This is a genomic window from Micromonospora sp. NPDC005299 (assembly GCF_042872345.1).
Classification (GTDB): Bacteria; Actinomycetota; Actinomycetes; order Mycobacteriales; family Micromonosporaceae; genus Micromonospora.
In genome coordinates this window covers 828,084-849,207 of record NZ_JBIAKG010000001.1, presented here as the reverse complement: position 1 = coordinate 849,207, position 21,124 = coordinate 828,084, and the positions used below count along the sequence as shown (strand labels likewise).

General features: G+C 73.8%; 17 protein-coding genes, 1 pseudogene and 1 riboswitch. Of the genes and pseudogenes, 11 read left to right on the top strand and 7 right to left on the bottom strand.

The features are described 5' to 3' along the window. Window positions 1-19: 19 nt before the first annotated feature. Window positions 20-133 (top strand): annotated as a pseudogene (locus ACFYPD_RS04130) (hypothetical protein); the annotation flags it as partial. A 305-nt stretch (window positions 134-438) separates the two neighbouring features. Here the strand turns inward: ACFYPD_RS04130 and ACFYPD_RS04125 are convergent. Next, entirely contained in the window at window positions 439-1,089 is a 651-nt protein-coding gene (locus tag ACFYPD_RS04125) for a DUF4232 domain-containing protein (protein ID WP_387108570.1), read from the bottom strand. A 51-nt stretch (window positions 1,090-1,140) separates the two neighbouring features. Then, window positions 1,141-1,446: an ArsR/SmtB family transcription factor gene (locus ACFYPD_RS04120; RefSeq protein ID WP_387108568.1), complete on the bottom strand. Its 306-nt coding sequence runs from the start codon at window positions 1,444-1,446 to the stop codon at window positions 1,141-1,143. A 90-nt stretch (window positions 1,447-1,536) separates the two neighbouring features. Here ACFYPD_RS04120 and ACFYPD_RS04115 point away from each other — a divergent pair, with 90 nt between their 5' ends. The 4 genes from ACFYPD_RS04115 to paaN all read left to right on the top strand — a co-directional run bounded on the left by ACFYPD_RS04115 (window position 1,537) and on the right by paaN (window position 7,059). Beyond that, complete coding sequence (locus ACFYPD_RS04115; RefSeq protein WP_387108565.1) at window positions 1,537-2,502, top strand: DMT family transporter; 966 nt, start codon at window positions 1,537-1,539, stop codon at window positions 2,500-2,502. Window positions 2,503-2,582: 80 nt separating this feature from the next. Further along, a riboswitch (SAM riboswitch) is annotated at window positions 2,583-2,714 on the top strand. Window positions 2,715-2,726: 12 nt separating this feature from the next. Then, window positions 2,727-4,016 (top strand): threonine synthase, encoded by a 1,290-nt coding sequence (gene thrC, locus ACFYPD_RS04110; RefSeq protein WP_387108563.1) that lies wholly within the window; start codon window positions 2,727-2,729, stop codon window positions 4,014-4,016. A gap of 297 nt (window positions 4,017-4,313) precedes the next feature. Beyond that, complete coding sequence (locus tag ACFYPD_RS04105; RefSeq protein ID WP_387108560.1) at window positions 4,314-5,333, top strand: GNAT family N-acetyltransferase; 1,020 nt, start codon at window positions 4,314-4,316, stop codon at window positions 5,331-5,333. A gap of 52 nt (window positions 5,334-5,385) precedes the next feature. Then, on the top strand, window positions 5,386-7,059 hold the full coding sequence (gene paaN / locus ACFYPD_RS04100) for a phenylacetic acid degradation protein PaaN (RefSeq protein ID WP_387108557.1): 1,674 nt from the start codon (window positions 5,386-5,388) through the stop codon (window positions 7,057-7,059). Between the two features lie 61 nt (window positions 7,060-7,120). On the opposite strand, the gene ACFYPD_RS04095 is transcribed toward paaN, so the two are convergent. Continuing rightward, window positions 7,121-7,639 carry a GNAT family N-acetyltransferase gene (locus ACFYPD_RS04095; RefSeq protein WP_387108555.1) on the bottom strand — a complete coding sequence of 173 codons (519 nt, stop codon included), beginning with the start codon at window positions 7,637-7,639 and terminating at the stop codon, window positions 7,121-7,123. A gap of 224 nt (window positions 7,640-7,863) precedes the next feature. On the opposite strand from ACFYPD_RS04095, the gene ACFYPD_RS04090 reads away from it, so the two are divergent. The 3 genes from ACFYPD_RS04090 to groL all read left to right on the top strand — a co-directional run bounded on the left by ACFYPD_RS04090 (window position 7,864) and on the right by groL (window position 11,474). Next, complete coding sequence (locus tag ACFYPD_RS04090; protein ID WP_132264918.1) at window positions 7,864-8,067, top strand: cold-shock protein; 204 nt, start codon at window positions 7,864-7,866, stop codon at window positions 8,065-8,067. Between the two features lie 116 nt (window positions 8,068-8,183). After that, complete coding sequence (locus ACFYPD_RS04085) at window positions 8,184-9,578, top strand: hypothetical protein (protein WP_387108552.1); 1,395 nt, start codon at window positions 8,184-8,186, stop codon at window positions 9,576-9,578. Between the two features lie 273 nt (window positions 9,579-9,851). Then, window positions 9,852-11,474: a chaperonin GroEL gene (gene groL, locus ACFYPD_RS04080; RefSeq protein ID WP_091317388.1), complete on the top strand. Its 1,623-nt coding sequence runs from the start codon at window positions 9,852-9,854 to the stop codon at window positions 11,472-11,474. Between the two features lie 67 nt (window positions 11,475-11,541). On the opposite strand, the gene ACFYPD_RS04075 is transcribed toward groL, so the two are convergent. From ACFYPD_RS04075 to ACFYPD_RS04065, 3 genes are all read right to left on the bottom strand, one after another. Beyond that, entirely contained in the window at window positions 11,542-11,784 is a 243-nt protein-coding gene (locus ACFYPD_RS04075) for a hypothetical protein (RefSeq protein WP_387108550.1), read from the bottom strand. Window positions 11,785-11,869: 85 nt separating this feature from the next. Continuing rightward, window positions 11,870-12,799: a GNAT family N-acetyltransferase gene (locus ACFYPD_RS04070; RefSeq protein WP_387108548.1), complete on the bottom strand. Its 930-nt coding sequence runs from the start codon at window positions 12,797-12,799 to the stop codon at window positions 11,870-11,872. Between the two features lie 43 nt (window positions 12,800-12,842). Further along, complete coding sequence (locus ACFYPD_RS04065) at window positions 12,843-15,305, bottom strand: S8 family serine peptidase (RefSeq protein WP_387108545.1); 2,463 nt, start codon at window positions 15,303-15,305, stop codon at window positions 12,843-12,845. Window positions 15,306-15,431: 126 nt separating this feature from the next. Between ACFYPD_RS04065 and ACFYPD_RS04060 the strand changes: the two genes are divergently transcribed. From ACFYPD_RS04060 to ACFYPD_RS04050, 3 genes are all read left to right on the top strand, one after another. Next, entirely contained in the window at window positions 15,432-17,225 is a 1,794-nt protein-coding gene (locus tag ACFYPD_RS04060; protein WP_387108543.1) for a DUF5635 domain-containing protein, read from the top strand. A 43-nt stretch (window positions 17,226-17,268) separates the two neighbouring features. Next, window positions 17,269-19,095 (top strand): glycerol-3-phosphate dehydrogenase/oxidase, encoded by a 1,827-nt coding sequence (locus ACFYPD_RS04055; RefSeq protein WP_387108541.1) that lies wholly within the window; start codon window positions 17,269-17,271, stop codon window positions 19,093-19,095. Window positions 19,096-19,157: 62 nt separating this feature from the next. Further along, a complete protein-coding gene (locus tag ACFYPD_RS04050) occupies window positions 19,158-19,667 on the top strand; it encodes a hypothetical protein (RefSeq protein WP_387108539.1) in 510 nt (169 codons plus the stop codon). Window positions 19,668-19,670: 3 nt separating this feature from the next. Here the strand turns inward: ACFYPD_RS04050 and ACFYPD_RS04045 are convergent, their stop codons facing one another. Beyond that, window positions 19,671-21,071, bottom strand: a complete 1,401-nt coding sequence (locus tag ACFYPD_RS04045) for an FAD-binding oxidoreductase (protein ID WP_387108536.1) — start codon at window positions 21,069-21,071, stop codon at window positions 19,671-19,673. Window positions 21,072-21,124 lie beyond the last annotated feature (53 nt).

The following is a 21,124-nucleotide window of genomic DNA, read 5'->3' as shown; positions in this document are numbered from 1 at the left end:
CGCGTCCTTCTTCGGCGTCCTGGGCGGCAACCCGATCACCGGCGAGGCGGTCCCGGTCGGCGAGTGGCCGGGCTGGTGGGCCGCCCTGATCCAGCTCGTCTGCGGCGCGCTGGTGCTCGTCGGCCTGCTCACCCGGCCCGCCGCGCTGCTCGCCTCCGGCTCGATGGCGTACGCGTACTTCGTGGTGCACCAGCCGGACGGCCCGCTGCCGCTGCGCAACGGCGGCGAGCCGGCGGCGCTCTTCTGCTGGTCGTTCCTGCTCGTCGCGGGGACACCTGGGCCCTGGACGCGCTGCTCTCCCGGGGCAGCGGAGCCATCACCGAAGCGGACCCCACCACGCGCCCCTCGGTCCCCGCCTGACCCCACCCGTCCCGAGGTCTTGGTAGGAAGTGGCCCATCCAGGGACCGTTTGCTACCAAGATCTCGACGGGGGATGGCTCAGAGGCGGCTGTCGGGGGTCGGTGTTGAGGAGGGTAGGTCGCTCGGGGCGGGTGGCCGGGTCGAGGACGGGCCGTCGTACCGCTTCCAGGCGCTGACGCCCAGGCGGCCGGTGTTGCCGAGGTCGATCGGCCCGTCCAGCTCGACCGGGTACGCGGGCCGGCCCGCCAGCGGGGCGACGTCGAGGTGGGCCCCGTTGCTCGCGACCACGGTGGGGTCGGTGACCAGGTTGCGCCAGATGAGCGCCGCGCCGGCCCGCTCGCCGGGGCGCAGGACGAGCCGGGTGGGCGGGGCGTCGAAGCCGGAGGTGATCGGGCGGGCGCCGGGAATGATCCGGACGGCGATCGGATCCCCGTTGGCGTCCCGGAGGCCGGGTGCGGGGTAACCGCGCAGCAGGTACGGGCGATTGCCGCAGTTGACCAGCTCCAGGCCCATCGCCCGCAGGCCCATGGCGGCGCTCACCCCGAGCTCGGTGATGCGGATTCCCTCGGGCGAGCAGGCCGGCGGGGGCGGTGACGTGCTGGCGGCCGGCGTCGGCCGGGCCGGCGTGACAGGCTGGCCGGACGCGCTCTCGGGCGTCGGCGCGGTGGCGCAGGCGGCGAGCAACGCCACGCCCGTGAGGGCTCCGATCCGTGCCGCCGCCGTCCGCATCCGGCGATCATTCCAGCCCGTGGTCGTCCCGCGCTGCCCGTGACCGGGGGGTCAGGCGCGGGCCGGTGCGGCGAGGACCGCGTCGAGCAGCCCCGGGTAGAGGCGCTCCAGCTCTTCGCGGCGGAGCCGCACGTAGCGGCTGGTGCCGGCGACCCGGGTCCGGGTGAGGCCGGCCTCGCGCAGCACCTTGAGGTGGTGGCTGCGGGTCGCCTTGGACACGCCGAACTCGAAGGTGCCGCAGGCGTACTCGCCGCCCCCGGCCAGGGCGCGCACGATCTGCAGCCGGACGTCGTCGGCCAGGGCGGCCAGCACGGCGGTGACGGGCACCTCGCGCAGCTCGGGTTCGTGCAGCTCCATGTGACCAGCGTAACCCATGTTCGACATCCGTCGAACTACCTCCTAGAGTCGGCTCCGTTGGTTCGACGATACTCGAACATTGGAGCCGCGATGCGTTCCCGTCACGCCGCCTTCCCGCTCTTCGCCGTGTTGAGCTGGGGCGTCATGTTCCCCGTGCTGGCCAGCGCGCTCACCCGGGTGGACGCGCTCAACCTGACCACCGTCCGGTACCTGCTCGCCACCGCCGTGCTGCTCGCCCTGCTGCTGGTCCGCGAGGGCTGGGCCGCCCTGCGGACGCAGCGCCGCGCGACCGAGGTGGTGCTGCTCGGGGTGTTCGGGTTCGCCGGCTTCAACGTGCTGACCAACCTGGCCCTCGGCCACGCCACCCCGCAGCAGATCGCCCTCTTCGCCTCCGGCACCCCGCTGGTCACCCAGCTCGTCCGCTGGGCGCGGGACGGCGTACGGCCGCGGCCGGCGCTGCTCGGCCTCTCCCTGGTCGCCCTGCTCGGTGTCGCGCTGGTGATCACCCGGGGCCGGCTCGACGGGCTGAACCAGTTCGGCGTCGGCGGCCTGCTCATGATCGGCGCGGTGCTCGGCTGGGCCGTCTACACGCACGGCGCGAGCCGGTTCACCGGGTGGTCGCCGCTGCGCTACACCACGCTGACCTCCGTCGCCGGCCTGCTCGCCATGCTCGCCGTCAGCGCCGTCGCCGACCTCACCGGCCTCCAGCACGCGCCAGCCGCCGCCGACCTCGTGGCGGTCGCCCCGCAACTGGCGTACGCCGTGGTGGTCGCCGCCGTCCTCGCGGTGCTCGCCTGGAACACCGGGGTCCGCCGGCTGGGTGTGGCCGACGCGGCGCTGTTCATGAACCTGGTCCCGGTGACCACGTTCGCGGTGCAGATCCTGCGCGGCTACCGGCCCGGCGCGGTGGAACTGGTCGGGGCCGCGCTGACCATCGCCGCCCTGGTGGCCGCGAACCTGGCCACCCGTACCCGGAAGGCGCCCGCCACCTCGGCGGCAGTCGCCGTGACCGACCACCCTGCGGTGATCGAGCCGGTCGCGGTCGTCGCGCGCTGACCCGGGGCAGCGGCTCACACCGTGGGAACCGGGCTCGGCAGCGCCCCGGCGCCCGCATAGACTCGGCGGCACAACTGCATACCTCATCCAGAGGGGCTGAGGGATACGGCCCGATGACGCCCCGGCAACCACCCGCGTGCTCGACGACGAGCGATGCGGGCAGGTGCCAATTCCGTCCCCGCCGCACCCGGCGATGCGGGGAAAGATGAGAGGACACCCTCGACATGACGTCGACGCTCCCCGCCGCCTCCGGCATCGACACCACCCTCAGCCCGGCCCGCGCCCTGGTCTGTCGCGCCTGTTCCGCGCGCTACCCGCTGGCCGCCCAGCACGCCTGCTACGAGTGCTTCGGCCCGCTGGAGGTCGACTACGACACCACCGCCCTGGCCGCCGTCACCCGCGAGCAGATCGAGGCCGGCCCGAAGAACCTGTGGCGGTACGCCGCACTGCTCCCCGCCGGCCAGGACCCGGCCACCCGGGTCACCCTCGACCCGGGGCTGACCCCGCTGGTCGCCGCCCCGCACCTCGCCGCCGAGCTGGGCGTCACCGCCCCGCTCTGGGTCAAGGATGACAGCGGCAACCCGACCCACTCGTTCAAGGACCGGGTGGTGTCGGTGGCGCTGACCGCGGCCCGGGCGCTCGGCTTCACCCGTTACGCCTGCGCCTCCACCGGCAACCTGGCCAACTCGGTGGCCGCCCACGCGGCCCGGGCCGGGGTGCCCTCGGTGGTCTTCATCCCCAGTGACCTGGAGCAGGGCAAGGTCGTGACCACCGCCGTCTACGGCGGTGATCTGGTCGCCATCGACGGCTCGTACGACGACGTGAACCGGCTCTGCGGCGAGCTGGTGGAGACCGACGAGTTCGAGGACACCGCGTTCGTCAACGTGAACGTGCGGCCCTACTACGCGGAGGGCTCGAAGACCCTCGGCTACGAGGTCGCCGAGCAGCTCGGCTGGCGGATCCCGGCCCAGGTGGTGATCCCGATGGCCAGCGGCGAGCTGCTCACGAAGATCGACAAGGCGTTCCAGGAGCTGGTCGAGATCGGGCTCGTCGACGCGCCGGCCGGCGGCTGGAAGGTGTTCGGCGCGCAGTCCGCCGGCTGCAACCCGATCGCCACCGCGCTGCACGCCGACAGCGACACCATCGTCCCGGTCAAGCCGACCGGCATCGCCAAGTCGTTGAACATCGGCGACCCGGCCGCCGGCCTCTACGCGCTGGAGGCGGTGCGCCGCACCGGCGGCTGGATGGAGTACGCCGACGACGACGAGATCCGCGCCGGCATCCGGCTGCTCGCCCGCACCACCGGCGTCTTCGCCGAGACGGCCGGCGGCGTCACCGTGGCGGTGCTGCGCAAGCTGGTCGAGTCCGGCCGGCTCGACCCGGCGGCGGAGACGGTCGTCTTCAACACCGGCGAGGGCCTCAAGACCCTCGACGCGGTCGCCCCCGAGGTCGGGCCCACCCACCGGATCAGGCCCAGCCTCCGCGCCGCCCGCGCCGCCGGCCTGCTGTCCTGACCCCGCCCCCGGACTCATCCGGGCGGGGGATGGCGGATCGCCCGGGCGGGGGATTGGGGTGATCCGTTGGGTAACTGGCTTTTCGCTGTGAGTGTGGAAAACGCGCCGACAAGGACTTGACGGCAGGAATTGGACGGCGCAAGATGCTCCGTGCGGGAGGGCATCCGCCGGAGACTTTTCAAGTTCTTGCGACCCAACGCCGGAGGCGTTGTGCGGACGTCCCTCCCGACCAACGTCCGAAGGGGCCGGCGGAAAACCGCTGGCCCCTTCGCTGTGCCGTGGGCCACGCTCGCGGGCATGGGCATCTCGGTCTCCCCTCTCGATCGCGCCGACCAGGCGACCCTCGACGCGGTGTACCGGACGGCGGTCGCGGCCCAGGCCGTGGACGAACCGGACCTCCCGCCGCTGTGCCGGCGGCGGTTCGAGGCGCCGTTGCGCAACCCGATGCCCGGCGTCGACACGCGCTGGTGGGTGGCGCGCCTCGACGGGGTGCTCGCCGGCTGGCTCCGGCTGCACCTCCACACCCTCGACAACACCGACAACGCCAGCGTGGAGCTGGTGGTGGACCCGGCGTACCGGAGGCGCGGGGTGGGGCGCGCGCTGCACGAGCACGGGCTGCGGCTGCTGCGCGAGCGCGGCGGCAAGCGGCTGGTCGGTTCGACCGTCACGCCGCTGCCGGGGGAGGAGGCCCGGGAACTGCCCGGGGCGGCCTTCGCCGCCGCCGTCGGCGCGAAGCCCGCGCTCGCCGCCGTGCGCCGCCGGCTGGACGTCACCGCGCTCGACCGGCCCCGCCTGGCCGCCCTGCTCGCCGGGGCCCGCACGGCCGCCGCCGGCTACCGCACGGTCCGCTGGTCGAACCACCCGCCGGAGGAGTACGTCGCCGACGTCGCCTACCTGGAGGGGCGGCTGCTGGTGGACGCGCCCCTCGGTGACCTCGTATGGGAGCAGGAGCAGGTCGACGCCGAGCGGATCCGGGGCATCGAGGGGGCGCTCGACGCGCGCGGGGTCCGCCGGTACAGCGTCGGGGCGGTGCGCGAGGCGTCCGGCCGGCTGGTCGCGTGGAGCATGGTCAGCCTTGCCGCCAACACCACCCGGCACGCGTGGCAGCAGATCACCATCGTCGACCCGGCACACCGCGGCCACCGGCTCGGCCTGCTCGCCAAGATCGAGAATCTCGACCACGCCCTGGCGCACGAGCCGGAGCTGCGGGTGATCGACACGTACAACGCGGCCGCGAACACCCACATGATCGCGATCAACGAGCAACTCGGCTACCGACCGGCGGCCGGTTCGACCGACTGGCAGCTGACGATCTGACTTGTGACACGCCACTACTGATCTGGTGGCTCGCTGTTGCATGATGGCGGGCATGACGGAGACCCCGCACCCCCTGTACGACAGGCACGCCGAGACCCTCAACCGGGCGCTGACCGCGATTACGGAGCGCGGGTACTGGTCCGCCTATCCCGAGTCGCCCAGCCCCCGCGTGTACGGCGAGAACGCCGCGGCCGACGGCAAGGCCGCCTTCGAGGCGTACCTGGGCGGCGACTTCCCGCTCGACCAGCCGGGCGACGGCGGCACGGTCGCCACCGAGGTCAGCCCGTTCGGCGTGGCGCTCGACGTGCGCTACCCGCACGCCACCCCCGACCAGCTCGTGGCCGCCGCCACCGCCGCCCTGCCGGCCTGGCGCGACGCCGGCCCGCAGGCCCGGGTTGGGGTCTGCCTGGAGATCCTCGACCGGCTGCACAAGAACGTCTTCGAGCTGGCCAACGCGGTGCAGTTCACCAGCGGCCAGGCCTTCGTGATGGCCTTCCAGGCCGGCGGGGCGCACGCCCTGGACCGGGCGCTGGAGGCGGTCGCCTACGCGTACGCCGAGATGACCCGCCACCCGGGCACGGCCGGCTGGGAGAAGGCCGCCGGCAAGGGCGACCCGCTGCGGATGAGCAAGACCTTCCACGTGGTGCCCCGCGGCGTGGCGCTGGTCATCGGCTGCAACACCTTCCCGACCTGGAACTCGTACCCGGGGCTGTTCGCCTCGCTGGCCACCGGCAACCCGGTGGTCGTCAAGCCGCACCCGCGCGCGGTGCTGCCGCTCGCCATCACCGTGAAGTACGCCCGCCAGGTGCTCGCCGAGGCCGGCTTCGACCCCAACCTGGTGCAGCTCGCCCCCGAGGCGGCCGGCGAGAAGCTCGCCTCGACCCTGGCCCTGCACCCGGCCGTCAAGATCGTCGACTTCACCGGCTCCACCGAGTACGGCGACTGGCTGGAGACGAACGCCCGGCAGGCCGCCGTCTACACCGAGAAGGCCGGCCTGAACACGGTGGTGATCGACTCCACCGACGACTTCGCCGGGCTCTGCCGCAACCTGGGCTTCACGCTCACCCTGTACAGCGGCCAGATGTGCACCACCTCGCAGAACCTGCTGATCCCCCGGGACGGCATCGAGACCGACCAGGGGCACAAGAGCTTCGACGAGGTGGCCGCCGGCATCGCCGGTGCGGTCGCCAAGCTCACCGCCGACCCGGCCCGGGGCGTCGAGCTGACCGGCGCGATCGTCAACGACGGCGTGCTGGAGCGGCTGGAGGAGGTCACCAAGGTCGGCGAGCCGGTGCTGGAGTCGCGGACCGTCGCGCACCCGTCCTTCCCCGACGCGGTGGTGCGGACGCCCACCGTCGTCAAGCTCGACGCGGCCGACACGGCGACCTACTCCCGCGAGTGGTTCGGCCCGATCTCGTTCGCCATCGCGACCGACTCGACCGAGCACAGCCTGGAGATCCTCCGGTCCACCGTCGGCGAGAAGGGCGCCCTGACCGCCGGCGTCTACTCCATCGACGAGGCGGTGCTGGACGCGGCCGAGGCGGCGGCGATCGACGCCGGGGTGCACCTGTCCTGCAACCTGACCGGCGGGGTGTTCGTCAACCAGTCGGCGGCGTTCTCCGACTTCCACGGCTCGGGGGCGAACCCGGCGGCGAACTCGGCGCTGACCGACGGGGCGTACGTGGCGAACCGGTTCCGCATCGTGCAGAGCCGCCGGCACGTCTGAGGCTGGCCGCGTTCGGGTGCGTCTGTCGTTGCCGGCGCGACAACAGGCGCACCCGGACCCGTCAGGCGGGGCGGCGCATCTGGAGTTCGTGGAGGGTGGGGATCCGGGGGTGCGGGACGCGCGCCCCGGTGTCCACGAAGCCCAACTTCTCGTACGCCCGGCAGGCACGGTCGTTGCCGACCACCACCTCCAGCATCAGCTCCGGCCGGCCGCACGCCCGGGACCAGGCGGCCACCTCGTCCACCAGCGCCCCGAGCAGCCCGCTGCCCCGCCAGGCGGGTGTGACGTAGACGGCGTAGATGACGGTCAGCCCCGGCTCGTCCGGGGCGACCGTGCCGCCGGCGTGGCCGACGAGCCGACCGCCCGGGTCGGCCACGAACTGGGCGTTGTGCTCGCCGTGCGAGACCGCGGCGATCCGGGCCGCGTACTCGGCGTGCGGCCGGGCGGCGGCCTCGGCCACGGTCTCCAGGAACGCCAGCGGGGAGTCGGCCAGCATCTCCAGCCGGAGCGCCCGCATCCGGGCGGCGTCCGCCGCGCGGACCCGGCGGACGGTCGTGGTCGTGGTGGGCGCGCTGGTCATCTCGCATGCATACCGGAAGGGCCGCCACCCGCGCCCGGCCGGGCCCGGACTGCGCCCGGAATATGCCCGATTTGTGGTCGTGCGCGGTCGTCACGCCTCGTGTAGCGTGCGATTTCGGTCACTCGATTCAGCGGTCGTCGCCGATCGCCGAACCGGTGGCTCGCCGGTGCCGGTCCGCCGGTTTCCGGGCTCGTGGAACGCCGCGCAGAGTGAGGAAGTGCACCGTGGCACAGGGCACCGTGAAGTGGTTCAACTCCGAAAAGGGCTACGGCTTCATCGCCGTCGACGGCGGGCAGGACGTCTTCGTCCACTTCTCCGCGATCGAGATGGACGGCTACAAGGCGTTGGACGACGGCCAGCGGGTCGAGTTCGAGATCGCCCAGGGCCAGAAGGGTCCGCAGGCCGAGCGGGTCCGCCTCATCGCCTGATCCTCCGTGGCCGCCGCCCGATCGGCGGTCGCGTCACCCTGACGAGGGGGCTGCGGCGCGGGCCCGCGCCGTGGAAGATCATGAGCCGTTCCAGCCATCGCTGCTGAGGAGGGTTCATGTCCGACCTGCCCCCGTCGGGTTCCGCCGAGCCGGTGCCCCCGGCGTCGCCCGGTGTCCCGGTCGACCCGACCCGGCCCACGCCGCCGGCCCCGGCTCCGGGGCATGCGGTCGATTCCACCGCGCCCGGGTCACCCACCCCGACCGGCCCGGCCCGGCCCGCGACCCCGGCTGACCTGATCCGGCCCGCCGCCCCGGCCGGCGCCGCCGTGCCGTCGCAACCCGGCCCCGCCGACGGGCCTACTTCGCCGACGCAGGGCGGCCCGTCCGGCCCTGCCGCTCCGGCGCAACCCGGCCCGGCCACCGATCCCGCCGCGCCCGCCCAGCCCGCCTCACCGGCCAGCCCCGGCGGGTTCGCCGTTCCGGGGCAGCCGGGGCCCGAGGCGTGGGGCGGCTTCGCCGGCCAGCCCGGAGCCGGCGGCCAGCCCTGGGGCCCGTACCCGGCCGGGCCGCCGCAGGGTTGGGCCTGGCCGGCCGGTGGCGCTCCGCTGCCCCGTGCGGCCCACCCCGGCTATCCGCTGCCCGGCCTGCCGTACGGCTGGCACCCGGGTCTCGACCCGCAGGACCCGCTGGTCACCCCGCCGCACGCGGGCGTGGGCGGCTGGCTCAGCCGGTGTGGGGGCGCGCTGCGGCGCGGCTGGCGGCAGCTCCTGCCGATCATGCTGCTCACCCAGACGGTCCCGGCGGCGGTGATCGCGGTCCTCTCCCTCGCCTTCGCTCCGACCGACCAGCCGGTCACCGGCCCGGACGGCGCCCCGGTGCTGCCCAGCGGCTACTTCGAGCACATTTTCGCCTTCTACGGCGTGGTGCTCCTCGCCGCCCTGATCTTCGGCCCGCTGCAGAGCGCCGGCTGGGCCGCCGGCACCTGGGTGGTCGCCCGTCAGGCGGCCGGTGAGCCGGTCGGGGTCGGGGCGGCGCTCCGCTACGGCCTGCGCCGCGCCCTCGGCCTCTGGGGCTGGACCATCGTGGCCTCGCTGCTGATCACGGTCGGCGCCTGCTTCTGCCTGCTGCCCGGCCTCTACGCCGCCTTCGCGTTCGCCCTTTTCGGCCCGATCTACCTGTTCGAGCGGCAGGAGCCGATCGGCCGCGCCTGGCGGATGTTCCACCAGCGGTTCGGCATGGTGCTGGGCCGGGTGGCGCTGGTCATCTGCGCGCTGATCGCCGCCGCGGTGCTGGACGGGGCGCTCGGGCTGGTCAACCAGCTCGTCTTCGGGGTGGACCCGATGGCCGCACCGGGCACCGCCGCCGGCGCCGTGGCGCTGGCCGTGGTGGGCGCGGTGCTGGCCACCCCGGCCTACCTGGCGCAGCTCGTCGGGCTGGTCGCCGCGTACGCCGAGCAGCGGGCGCAGGAAGGCCCGGTGAACTCGGCCCGGCTGGCCGCGGAACTCGGCTGAGCGGGGGCAGCGTGCTTGCACTCGGCTAGGGAGAGTGCTAAACAAGTCATTGGCACTCGCGTACGGTGAGTGCCAATGGTCGGGGCGGTAGGGCCACGGCCGCGCCGGTGCCGAAATGGTGCCGGAGCGGCACGGGGCCGGTCGTCGCGGGCTGTCCGGCCCGACCGAGGAGACGTCGTCGTCGCCAGGTGGCGACGTCCCAAGGTGCGTACACCAGACGGCCCATCCGGGAACCCTCGGGTGGCCCGTGAGTGTCCAGGAGGACAACGCCGTATGGCCAAGATGATCGCGTTCGACGAAGAGGCGCGCCGCGGCCTCGAGCGGGGCATGAACCAGCTCGCCGACGCCGTGAAGGTGACGCTCGGCCCCAAGGGCCGCAACGTCGTGCTCGAGAAGAAGTGGGGTGCCCCCACCATCACCAACGATGGTGTGAGCATCGCCAAGGAGATCGAGCTCGAGGACCCCTACGAGAAGATCGGCGCCGAGCTGGTCAAGGAGGTCGCGAAGAAGACCGACGACGTGGCCGGTGACGGCACGACGACGGCGACCGTCCTGGCCCAGGCCCTGGTCCGTGAGGGCCTGCGCAACGTGGCCGCCGGCGCCAACCCGATGGCCCTGAAGCGGGGCATCGAGGCCGCCGTGGCCAACGTCTCGGAGGAGCTGCTGAAGCTCGCCAAGGACGTGGAGACCAAGGAGCAGATCGCCTCCACCGCCTCCATCTCCGCCGCTGACCCCAGCGTCGGTGAGATCATCGCCGAGGCGATGGACAAGGTCGGCAAGGAAGGCGTCATCACCGTCGAGGAGAGCAACACCTTCGGCCTCGAGCTCGAGCTCACCGAGGGCATGCGCTTCGACAAGGGCTACATCTCCGCCTACTTCATGACCGACCCGGAGCGTATGGAGGCCGTCTTCGACGACCCGTACCTCCTGATCGTCAACAGCAAGATCTCGTCGGTGAAGGACCTGCTCCCGATCCTCGAGAAGGTCATGCAGTCGGGCAAGCCGCTGCTGATCATCTCCGAGGACATCGAGGGCGAGGCCCTGGCGACCCTGGTGGTCAACAAGGTCCGCGGCACCTTCAAGTCGGTCGCCGTCAAGGCGCCGGGCTTCGGTGACCGCCGCAAGGCCATGCTGGCCGACATCGCCATCCTCACCGGTGGTCAGGTCATCAGCGAGGAGGTCGGCCTCAAGCTCGACGCCGTCAGCCTCGACATGCTGGGCCGCGCCCGCAAGGTCGTGGTGACCAAGGACGAGACCACCATCGTCGACGGTGCCGGCGACGCCGACCAGATCCAGGGCCGGGTCAACCAGATCCGGGCCGAGATCGAGAAGAGCGACTCCGACTACGACCGCGAGAAGCTGCAGGAGCGTCTGGCCAAGCTGGCCGGCGGTGTTGCGGTGATCAAGGTCGGCGCGGCCACCGAGGTCGAGCTGAAGGAGCGCAAGCACCGCATCGAGGACGCCGTTCGCAACGCGAAGGCCGCCGTCGAGGAGGGCATCGTCCCGGGTGGTGGCGTCGCGCTGGTGCAGGCCGGCAAGACCGCCTTCGACAAGCTGGACCTGGCCGGCGACGAGGCGACCGGCGCGCAGATCGTCAAGATCGCGCTGGACGCCCCGCTGCGGCAGATCGCCGTCAACGCCGGCCTCGAGGGTGGCGTCGTCGTCGAGCGCGTCCGCAACCTCGACCCGGGTCACGGCCTCAACGCCGCGACCGGCGAGTACGTGGACCTGCTGGCCGCGGGCATCATCGACCCGGCCAAGGTGACGCGTTCCGCGCTGCAGAACGCCGCCTCGATCGCCGCGCTGTTCCTCACCACCGAGGCCGTCGTGGCGGACAAGCCGGAGAAGACCCCGGCCGCCCCGGCTGGCCCGGGTGGCGGGGAGATGGACTTCTGAGTCCAGCTCCATCAGCACGCCGAAAGGGGGCGGGCCGCGTCAGCGGTCCGCCCCCTTTCCGTATGTCTCAGGTCGGCAGTCGACGTTGGTTGCGTCGCTTGTGCGTCCGGTCGTAGGGCGGCGTGAGCCGGATCGGTTCGTCCACCGGTTGCATCGGTTCCTCGGCGGATGGTCCGTCGGCCCCGGTCATCTCCGCGAGCTGTTCGGCGTCGCCGAAGTCGAGCCGGTCGAACGGCAGTTGGCCGGGAAGCTCGCCGACCGGTCGCCAGCTCGCCGGCTGGTCGTCGGTCCGTTCGTCGTCCGTGGTCATGCCCGCCTCCTCTAATTCCCGACCGTAGGGGCCGGTCGATGGCCGAGGAGGCCGAACGGCGTTATTGCCGTCTATGTAACTTTAGTTACTTCTGTCCGTTCAATGCCTTCCGGTACAGGAAGAACACCCGCTCGATCCGTGCGCCCGCCGCCCCCGAGTAGAACGGCACCGGGCCCACCCAGCCGATCTGCGCCGCCTCGAATCCGGCCGCCGCCTGGTCGCGCAGGCAGCGCCGGAGCAGCACCCCGCCGATCCCCGAACCCTCGGCCGCCGGCGCGGTCCCCATCGGCCCGAACCAGCTCGGCCGCGACGACCCGTACGCGGCGAAGCCGAGAATCTCACCGTCCCGCTCGGCCAGGTGCGCGCCCGCGTCCGATCGCCCGACCGAGCCGGCCAGCTCACCGTCCCAGGCGCCGCCGAAGGTGGCCCGGGCGAACTCGGCCAGCGCCGGCAGGTCGGCCGGCTCGGCCCGACGTACCGTCACGCCCCGCCCGGCCAGCCGCCGCTCGGAGGCCTCGGTGGAGCGCAGCGCCGCCGAGCCCTCGGTCAGGTCGGCGGTCATGTTCCAGGCCGTCCGGTCCTGCCGGTAGCCGAGTCGCAGCGCGGCGCAGACCGCCGGGGTGTAGCGCACGTCGATGCCCGGCCACGCGTAGTGCGGCGGGTTCCCGGCCAGCAGCAGCTCGGCCGCGCCGAGCCCGGCGAGCCGGACCTCCGCCTCGGCCAGCAGCGACCCGCCGACCCCCTGGCGGCGCTCCTCCGGCGCCACCGCCACCAGGTCGACGTGACCGAGCCGCGGATCCCGCGCGGACAGCGAGCCGACCAGCACCCCGACCAGCGCGCCGCCGCGGACCGCGCCGAGCCGCAGCACCGGCCGGTCGGCCGCCGCGCGGTCGGCGAGGGTGGCCACGATCGCCGGCGCCTCGGCGGCGTCCTCCGGCAGGTCCAGGGCGCGCCGGCAGAGGTCGATGACCTCGGGCAGGCGGTCCGGGCCCAGCTCGATGATCTCCACGTCCATGGACGCCGACCCTAAGTCATCCGCCGGGCAATGGACAGGGTTGTTAACCGAGGCCGGCCGCCCGCGCGGCGCGGACCGCCCCGTACGCGTCGACCAGGCCGGCGCCGACCAGGTTCCGGACGCCGCCGCAGGGCGCGTCGGTGGGCACCCCGGCCGGGGTGGCCGTCTCGGCCAGGATGCGCCGGGTCCGGTCCAGGTCGCCGACCAGCGCCGGGTTGGCCGACCACATCAGCGCCACCACGCCGGCCACCTGCGGGGTCGCCATCGAGGTGCCGTCCAGGGTGGCGTAACCGCCCCCGGGGTACGCCGACGGCACCCCGGCGCCGGGCGCCACGAGGTCCGGCTTGGCAGCGCCCCCGGCCGCCGGCCCCCGGCTGGAGAACTGGGTGAGCCGGCGGGCCCGGTCGACCGCACCGACCGTGAGCACGTCCGGGTACGGCGCCGGCGGGTCGGCGATGGAGCCGCAGTACGGGCCGGTGTTGCCGGCGGCGGCCACCACCAGGATGCCGGCCGCGGCCAGCGCGGCGGTCGCCGGGCGCAGCGCCCCCGGGTCGCAGCCCTCGACCGGCGGGCAGCCCCACGAGTTGGTCAGCACGTCCGGCGCCCGCTGGGGCCGCCCGTCGGTGAGCGGATCCCCGCCGGGCGGGAACGGGGCCAGCATGAACTGGAGGCAGTCCAGGTAGCGCGCCGGGCTGCCCAGGTTGCGGTCGAGGTTGACGCAGCCGACCCAGCTCGCGCCGGGAGCCACCCCGATCCCGTTCCGGCCCACCGCGCTGCCCACCGTGTGCGTGCCGTGGCCGCCCCGGTCGGCCGGCGTCGAGCGGTGCTCCCAGGGGTCGTACCAGGAGTCGTCGCCGCCCCGGAAGCCGGCGGCCAGGGCCGGGTGTCGGCCGTCCACTCCGGAGTCCGAGCTGCCCACCACCACGCCGGCCCCGGTCACGCCCAGCTCCGACCAGACCCGATCCGCGCCGACCAGCGAGACGTTCCAGGTCGGGCCGGTCGGCGCCGGCACGTCGCCGCGGGTCGGGGGCGCCGCCGCGGGCAGCGGGCGCAGCCGCTGGCTGACCAGCACCCGGGCCACCTCCGGTCGACCGGCCAACCAGGCCCGGACCGCCGGCCCGCCGTCCGTCTCGATGGCGTTGACCAGGTAGTACGGCGTCGGGTGCAGGCGCAGCCGCTTCAGCTCGCGGCGCAGGTCGCCCTGGCTGCGCTCGGCCGTGGCCACCAGCCGCCGGTAGACCTCGGCCGCCCGGGCGTCCCGTCCGGCCCGACCGGGCGCCCCTGCCGGGATGCCGGTCAGGTCGGCCTGCTCGCGGAGCACCACGAGCAGCCGTTCCCCGTGCAGGCCGGGCTGGCCGGGGACGGCGTAGACCACGACGACGGCGGCGAGCAGGGCCGCGGCGGCCAGCCCGGCCAGGCCGCGCCGGGGCGCGCGGGCGCGGGGCCGGGCGAGCAGGACGCCGTACCCGACGGCGAGCAGGACCGCGACGGCGAACGCGGCGCCGGTCGCCACCGCGACCCAGAACGGGACGTCGCGGGTGGTCGCCAGCAGGACGGTGACCTCCTCCGGGTCGGTGAACGCCAGCGGCCCGAGCAGCGCGAGACCGACCAGCCAGCGCACCGGCCTGCGCCCGGCCGGCCCGCCCGCGTGCCGGGCCGCCGCCTCCAGCGCGCCGAGCACGAAGCCGAGCGGCGGCAGCAGGAGCAGTCCCGGCAGCTGCGCCCCGGACTGGCCGGCCCCGGCGCCCAGCAGCGCCAGGGTCACCCCGGCGACCAGCCCGCCGACCAGCACCAGCCGGGCCGGCCGGGGCGGCGTGCCGACCGCGAACGCCGCCCAGAACGCGGGGCCGAGGAGCACCCCGGCGAGCGCGCCGAGCGCGGCGGCGGCGAGCCCGGCGAGCAGGGTCTCCAGCGCGCCACCCAGCGCGCCCACCCAGGCCCACGGCAGCAGCGACGCCAGCCCGGCGGCCACCGCCAGCAGCCGCACCGGCCCGAACCGCCCAACCCGGCCGCCGGGACCGGCACCGTCGCCCGGACCGCCCGGCGCGCCGCCCGGAGCCGGCGGGGCGGACGGGCGACGGCGGGCGAGCTGGTCGAGGGCCAAGGCGAGCAGCGCGGCGGTCCCGGCCAGCGCGGCCAGGTACGCCTCGTGGTGCACCGGCGGCAGCGCCCGGAGCAGGGTCAGCGCGCCGAGCGCGAGCGTGCCGGCCAGCCAGGCGCGGCCGGTCGCCCGGATCGCCGGGGAGCGGGGGAACAGGGCGAGCGCCAACGTGGGCGCGCCCACCAGCAGCACGGTGACCAGCGCGACCACCGGCCAGACGGCCACCCTGCGGTCCAGGCCGGCGACCAGCACCAGCTGATCGACCACCCAGCCGACGAGCTGGGCCGGCACCGTGATCAGCACGGCCCAGACGCCGGTGACCGCCGCGGCGACGACCGGCCAGGCACTGGTGGCGCGAGGGCCGGGAACCGATGGGAAAGGCGGCGGGGGAGGGTCGACCTGCATGCTGAGCACAGTACGAGCCGACGAGGAGTGGTTGACCAGAGAAATGACAACGAAGAGCGCCGAGACCGCAGCGACTTACAATTTAGGTTACTCGTAATCTGTAAGTGCGAGGGTTAGGGTGCACACATGGTCCAGTTCACCCCAGGAGCAGACCTCGTCGAGGCGCGAGAGCGCCTCCGCGCCGTGGTGCACGACGTGGTCGAGAAGCTCCGTTCGGGAATCCTGCCCTCAGCCGCGGAGTGCGAAAAGGTGGACTGCAAGGAGGAGGCCGGACGGCGGGGACGCGGCGGCATTCTCCTCAAGGGTGAGCCGCATAACCAGGAGGCCGCCAGGCAGCTTGCCAACGAGGTGACATGCATGGCCAACACCCCCGGCGGGGGAGCCCTGCTGGTCGGTGTCGAGGACCGGACCGGCCAGCTGCTGGGTGCGGCACTTAGTGTCGACTGGCTGCGTCAACGGGTCTACCAACTCGTCGGCGTCGCTCCCGCCGTCGAGGAGATGCGGGTCGACGGGGTCCGACTGTTGGTGTTGTACGTGGCCGAAGCGCGTGAGCCGGTGGAGAACCTTGACGGCCAGATTCGTTGGCGGACAGGTGGACACTGTGTGGCCGTGGATCGTGCGGAGTGGTGGCTGCATCGGCAGCTGAGTTCCGGACACGACCCGATGGCCCAGGTCACGGAGCGCACTGAGAGCGACGTGTCGCCCGGCGCTCTCGTGGTGGCTCGTCGGTATCTGGCCGCCTGGGAGAAGGAGAGCGGTGCGGCCGAACCGCTGGCCGGCCACAACGCTCGCGAACTGCTGACCTCGCTGGGAGTGCTCCGCCCCGACGGCCGGTTGACAGCAGCCGGGGCGCTAGCCTTCTGTGCCGCCGATCGCAACTACATCACGCTGTCCGTCATCGACGTGGAGGGTGGGGAACTGCTGGCCGGCCCCCGGGACATGGCGGGGCTGAGTCTGCTCGAGCAGATCGCGCTGGTGGATGAGCGGCTCGACGCCTTGAACACACAGGTGCGGGTGGCGGCCTCCGGGTTCGCTCAGCCGTACGTGCGACGGCTTCCACCCGGTGCTCTCCGGGAGGCGGTCTTCAACGGAGTGGTCCATCGGGACTGGATGCAGCCGGAGCCGGTGACCGTGACCTGGATCGATGCGGATTCTGCGGTGCGGGTGGTGAGCCCGGGAGGATTCAACGGAGGCGTCACCGCTGAGACTGCGCTGAACCAGAATTTCGCCCGGTATCCAGCGCTCGCCGACCTGTTCCGGGCGCTGCACCTTGTCGAGAAGCAGGGTCTGGGCGTCGACCGGATGTACCGGGAGATGGTCGCGCTGGGCCATCGTCCTCCCTTACTCGTCGAGGAACCCGGCCCACGTGTACGGGTGCGGCTCGTCGGCGGGTCACCCGTAGTGCCGGTGATGAACCTCATGGCGGCCATCCGGCCGGCGGTACGGCAGCGGGACGTCAAGATTGCACTAATCGTGCACACCCTTCTTCACGAGGCGTTCACCACTCCGCGTCGCCTGACGAAGGTGCTGCAGATCGGTGAGGCAGAGGCGGAGGAGGCGCTGGAGACTGCGGCGGAATGCGTCATCGGCGACGCGGCACTGATCACCCGCTACAAGGATGTCTGGACGCTCAGCCGGGATGCGGTGTCTGTTGTGAGGAGGGACGCGCAGGAAGAGACGCTTCGTCGGCGTGGCGTCCTGCGGTACGTCAAGCCCGATGGGGCGGGGGCCGAGGAAGTCGTCCGGCGGTGGTTCGCAGATCACGACCGGTACTCCTCGGGTGATCACTCCGCGCTTACCGGCCTGACCTACAACGGTGCGCGTGGACAGCTCGAACGGCTGGAGCAGGCAGGGGTGCTGCGGCGCGGGGAAGGCAGCGGTCGCAGTGCGCACTTTGTCGCGGGCCCGTCGTTGAGGTAGGAGCGGGCCGTGGCCGGTGCGTGCCGCCGGTTACGGTGGACAGGTGCGCGACCCCAATGTGTCCCGATCCGCGGCCGGTCAGCTCTCCGCCGAGCGCCGCGCCGACGACCTGCGCCGACTCCGCGCCGAGCGGTTCGACGTGCTGGTCATCGGCGGTGGCGTGACCGGTGCGGGCGCCGCGCTCGACGCCGCGTCGCGCGGCCTCAAGGTGGCCCTGGTGGAGGCGCGCGACCACGCCGCCGGCACCTCCAGCCGGTCCAGCAAGCTGATCCACGGCGGCCTCCGCTACCTGGAACAGCTGGAGTTCCACCTGGTGCACGAGGCGCTGACCGAGCGCGGGCTGCTCGCCACCCGGCTCGCCCCGCACCTGGTGCGCCCGGTGCCGATCCTGGTCCCGCTCCCCGCCGAGGGCGGGGCGCGCGACCTGCCCCGCCGGTTCTTCCGCCGCTCCTACTATGGCGCCGGCGTGGCCGCCTACGACGTCTTCGCCGGGCTGTTCGGCGGCGGGCGCGGCATGCCGCTGCACCGGCACCTGACCCGGGAGGGCGCCCACCGGATCTTCCCGAGCCTGCGGCCCGACAAGCTGGCCGGGGCGATCCGCTACTACGACGGCCAGGTCGACGACGCCCGCCTGGTGGTGACCCTGGCGCGCACCGCGGCCAGTCTCGGCGCGACCGTGGTGACCAGCGCCCGGGCGGTCGGCCTGATCCGGCAGGCCCGGGAGGTCACCGGGGTCCGGGTCCGCGACCTGGAGGCGCCCGCCGGCTCGCCGGATGCCGAGTTCGAGGTACGCGCCCGCACCGTGATCGCCGCGACCGGCGTGTGGAGCGACGACATGTCCCGGATGCTCAACGACGTCGGGCTGCGCCCCGGCTTCCGGGTCCGGGCCTCCAAGGGTGTGCACCTGGTGGTGCCCCGCTCGGCGATCACCGGCGAGGCCGGGCTCATCCTGCGCACCGCCACCAGCGTGCTGTTCGTCATCCCGTGGGGCGGCCACTGGATCATCGGCACCACCGACACCGACTGGCGGCTGGACCGGTCCCACCCGGCGGCCACCGCCAAGGACATCGACTACCTGCTGGAGCAGGTCAACGCGGTGCTGGACCGTCCGCTCACCACCGACGACATCGAGGGCGTCTACGCGGGGCTGCGCCCGCTGCTGGCCGGCGAGGCGGACTCCACCTCCAAGCTCTCCCGCGAACACGCGGTCGTCGAGCCGATGCTCGGGCTGCTGCTGGTGGCCGGCGGCAAGTACACGACGTACCGGGTGATGGCCTCCGACGTGGTCGACCGGGCGGTGCACCGGCTCGGCTGGACCCGGCCGTCACGCACCGCCGACCTGCCGCTGCTCGGCGCCGACGGATACGCGGCCATGTGGCGGGACCGGGCCGACCTGGCCCGCCGGCACGGGGTGCCGGTCGGGGTGGTCGAGCACCTGCTGGAGCGCTACGGCACCCTCACCCTCGACCTGCTCGCCCTGGTCGACGCCGATCCGCTGCTCGGCTCCCCGCTGGCCGGCGCCCCGGAATACCTGGCCGCCGAGGTGACGTACGCGGCCCGCGCCGAGGGGGCGCTGCACCTGGAGGACGTGCTGACCCGGCGTACCCGGATCTCCATCGAGACCAGTCACCGCGGCCTGGAGTCGGCGGAGCACGCCGCGGAGCTGATGGGTGCGGTGCTGGGCTGGGACGAGGCGACCCGGTCGCGCGAGGTGGCCCACTACCGGGCCCGGGTGGAGGCCGAGCGGCAGTCGCAGCTGATGGCGGACGACGTGGCGGCCGACGCGGCCCGGCTGGGCGCGCCGGACGTCCGCGGCTTCGCGGCGGACCGGGGTGGCGAGGGCGACAGCGTCGAACTGCCGTCGCGGTGACCGGCCGGTAACGTCGTTCCGGAGGGTACCGGCCTTACCTACGGAAGTGTAGGTTTCCCCGCGTGGTTCGCCCATCCTGGTCGCGCGTCCGTGCTTTGTCCGTCGGCGTCCTGCTGGCGGTCGCCCTGTCCGGCTGCTCGCTCTTCGGTCGGGCCGAGGGCGCCACCACGCCGGGCGAGGCGGGCGCCCCCTCGCCGACGCCGGACGGGCGGCGGGTCTCCCTGGTGCAGCAGGTCGGGTCGGGCGGGCCGCCGCGCACGCTGGAGGTGGACGCGGTCGGGCGGTGGCAGTGCCGCGACTGCGCGGGCGACGGGGTCGACTCGACCGGGGCGTTCACCCCGGAGCAGACGCAGCGGTTGCAGGGGATGCTCGCCGACCCGGCCCTGGCGCAGGAGACCGACGAGGCCCGGCACTACAAGCAGGGCTGCATCGACGCGCTGACCTCGACGTTGCTGATCCCGCCGGGGCTGACCATCACCATCCAGGACTGCCCGGGCGAGCCGAAGCCGCCGGTGGCCTATCAGGTTCTGCTGCTGATCACCCAGGCCACCCCGGCCGAGGACAAGGGCTGAGCGTCAGCAGACCTTGCCGGGGTTGAACAGCCCCGCCGGGTCCAGCGCGCCCTTGATCGCCTGGTGCACCCGGACGCCGACCGGGCCGATCTCGCGGGCCAGCCAGTCCCGCTTGAGCAGGCCGACGCCGTGTTCGCCGGTGCAGGTGCCGCCCAGCTCCAACCCGAGCCGCATGATCTCGTCGAAGGCCCGCCGCCCGCGCGCCAGGCTGGCCGGGTCGGCCCGGTCGACCACGATGTTCGGGTGCATGTTGCCGTCGCCGGCGTGCCCCACCACGCCGATCGGCACGGCGCACTCCTCGGCGATCCGGGCCACCCCGTCCAGCAGCGCCGCCAGCGCGCCCCGCGGCACCGCCACGTCGTCGATGACCAGGCCGCCGTTGCCGCCGGGGAAGGCGTCCGCGGCGAACTTCTCCATGGCCGGGTGGGCCAGCCGTCGGGCCTGGAGCAGGGCGGCCGCCTCGGCCGCGTCGGTGGCGGCGTAGACCTCGTCGGCCCCGGCCGCCGTGCACACCTCGGCGAGCCGGGCCAGGTCGTCGGCGGCCCGGGAGCCGGTGTCCACGGCCGCCAGCAGCAGCGCCTGCGCGTCGGTCCGCAGCCCCATCGGCCGGTACGCCTCGATGGCCCGCAGGTGGGTGCGGTCCAGCAGTTCCAGCAGGCTCGGGGTGAGCCCGCGCGCGGCGATCCCGGCAACGGCGGTGCCGGCCGCCGCCGTGGTGGGGAACACCGCGACCAGGGTCAGCGACTCCTCGGGCGCCGGGCGCAGCGCCACGGTCACCTCGGTGATCACGCCGAGGGTGCCCTCCGAGCCGACGAAGAGCCGGGTCAGGTCGTAACCGGCGACGCCCTTGGCGGTGCGCCGGCCGGTGCGCAGCACCTCGCCGGAGGCGAGCACCACCTCCAGCCCGAGCACGTACTCGGTGGTCACGCCGTACTTCACGCAGCACATGCCGCCGGCGTTGGTGGCCACGTTGCCGCCGATGGTGGACGACTCCCAGGAGCCGGGGTCGGGCGGATACCAGAGGCCGTGCTCGCGGACCGCCCCGGCCAGCGTCGCGTTGACCACGCCGGGCTGCACCACGGCGATCCGGCTGACCGGGTCGACCTCCAGGATCCGGTCCATCGCCACGGTGCTCAGCACCACCGCGCCGTCCACCGCGTTCGCCGCGCCGGCCAGCCCGGTCCGCGCCCCCTGTGGCACCACGGGTACGCCGTGCCGGGCCGCCGCGCGGACCACCGCCACCACCCCCGCGGTGTCGCGCGGGCGGACCACCACCAGCGGGGTGCCCGCCGCGCACAGGTCGGCCTCGTCCCGCGCGTGCGTCGCCAGCAGGTCGGGGTCGGTCAGCACGGCCGCGTCGCCGAGGGCGGTCCGCAGGTCGTCGAGCAGGGGATGGGCGGCCATGCCGGGAAGGCTAGGTCGTGCCGGCGGGGATGACCAACCGGGCGTACCGTTGG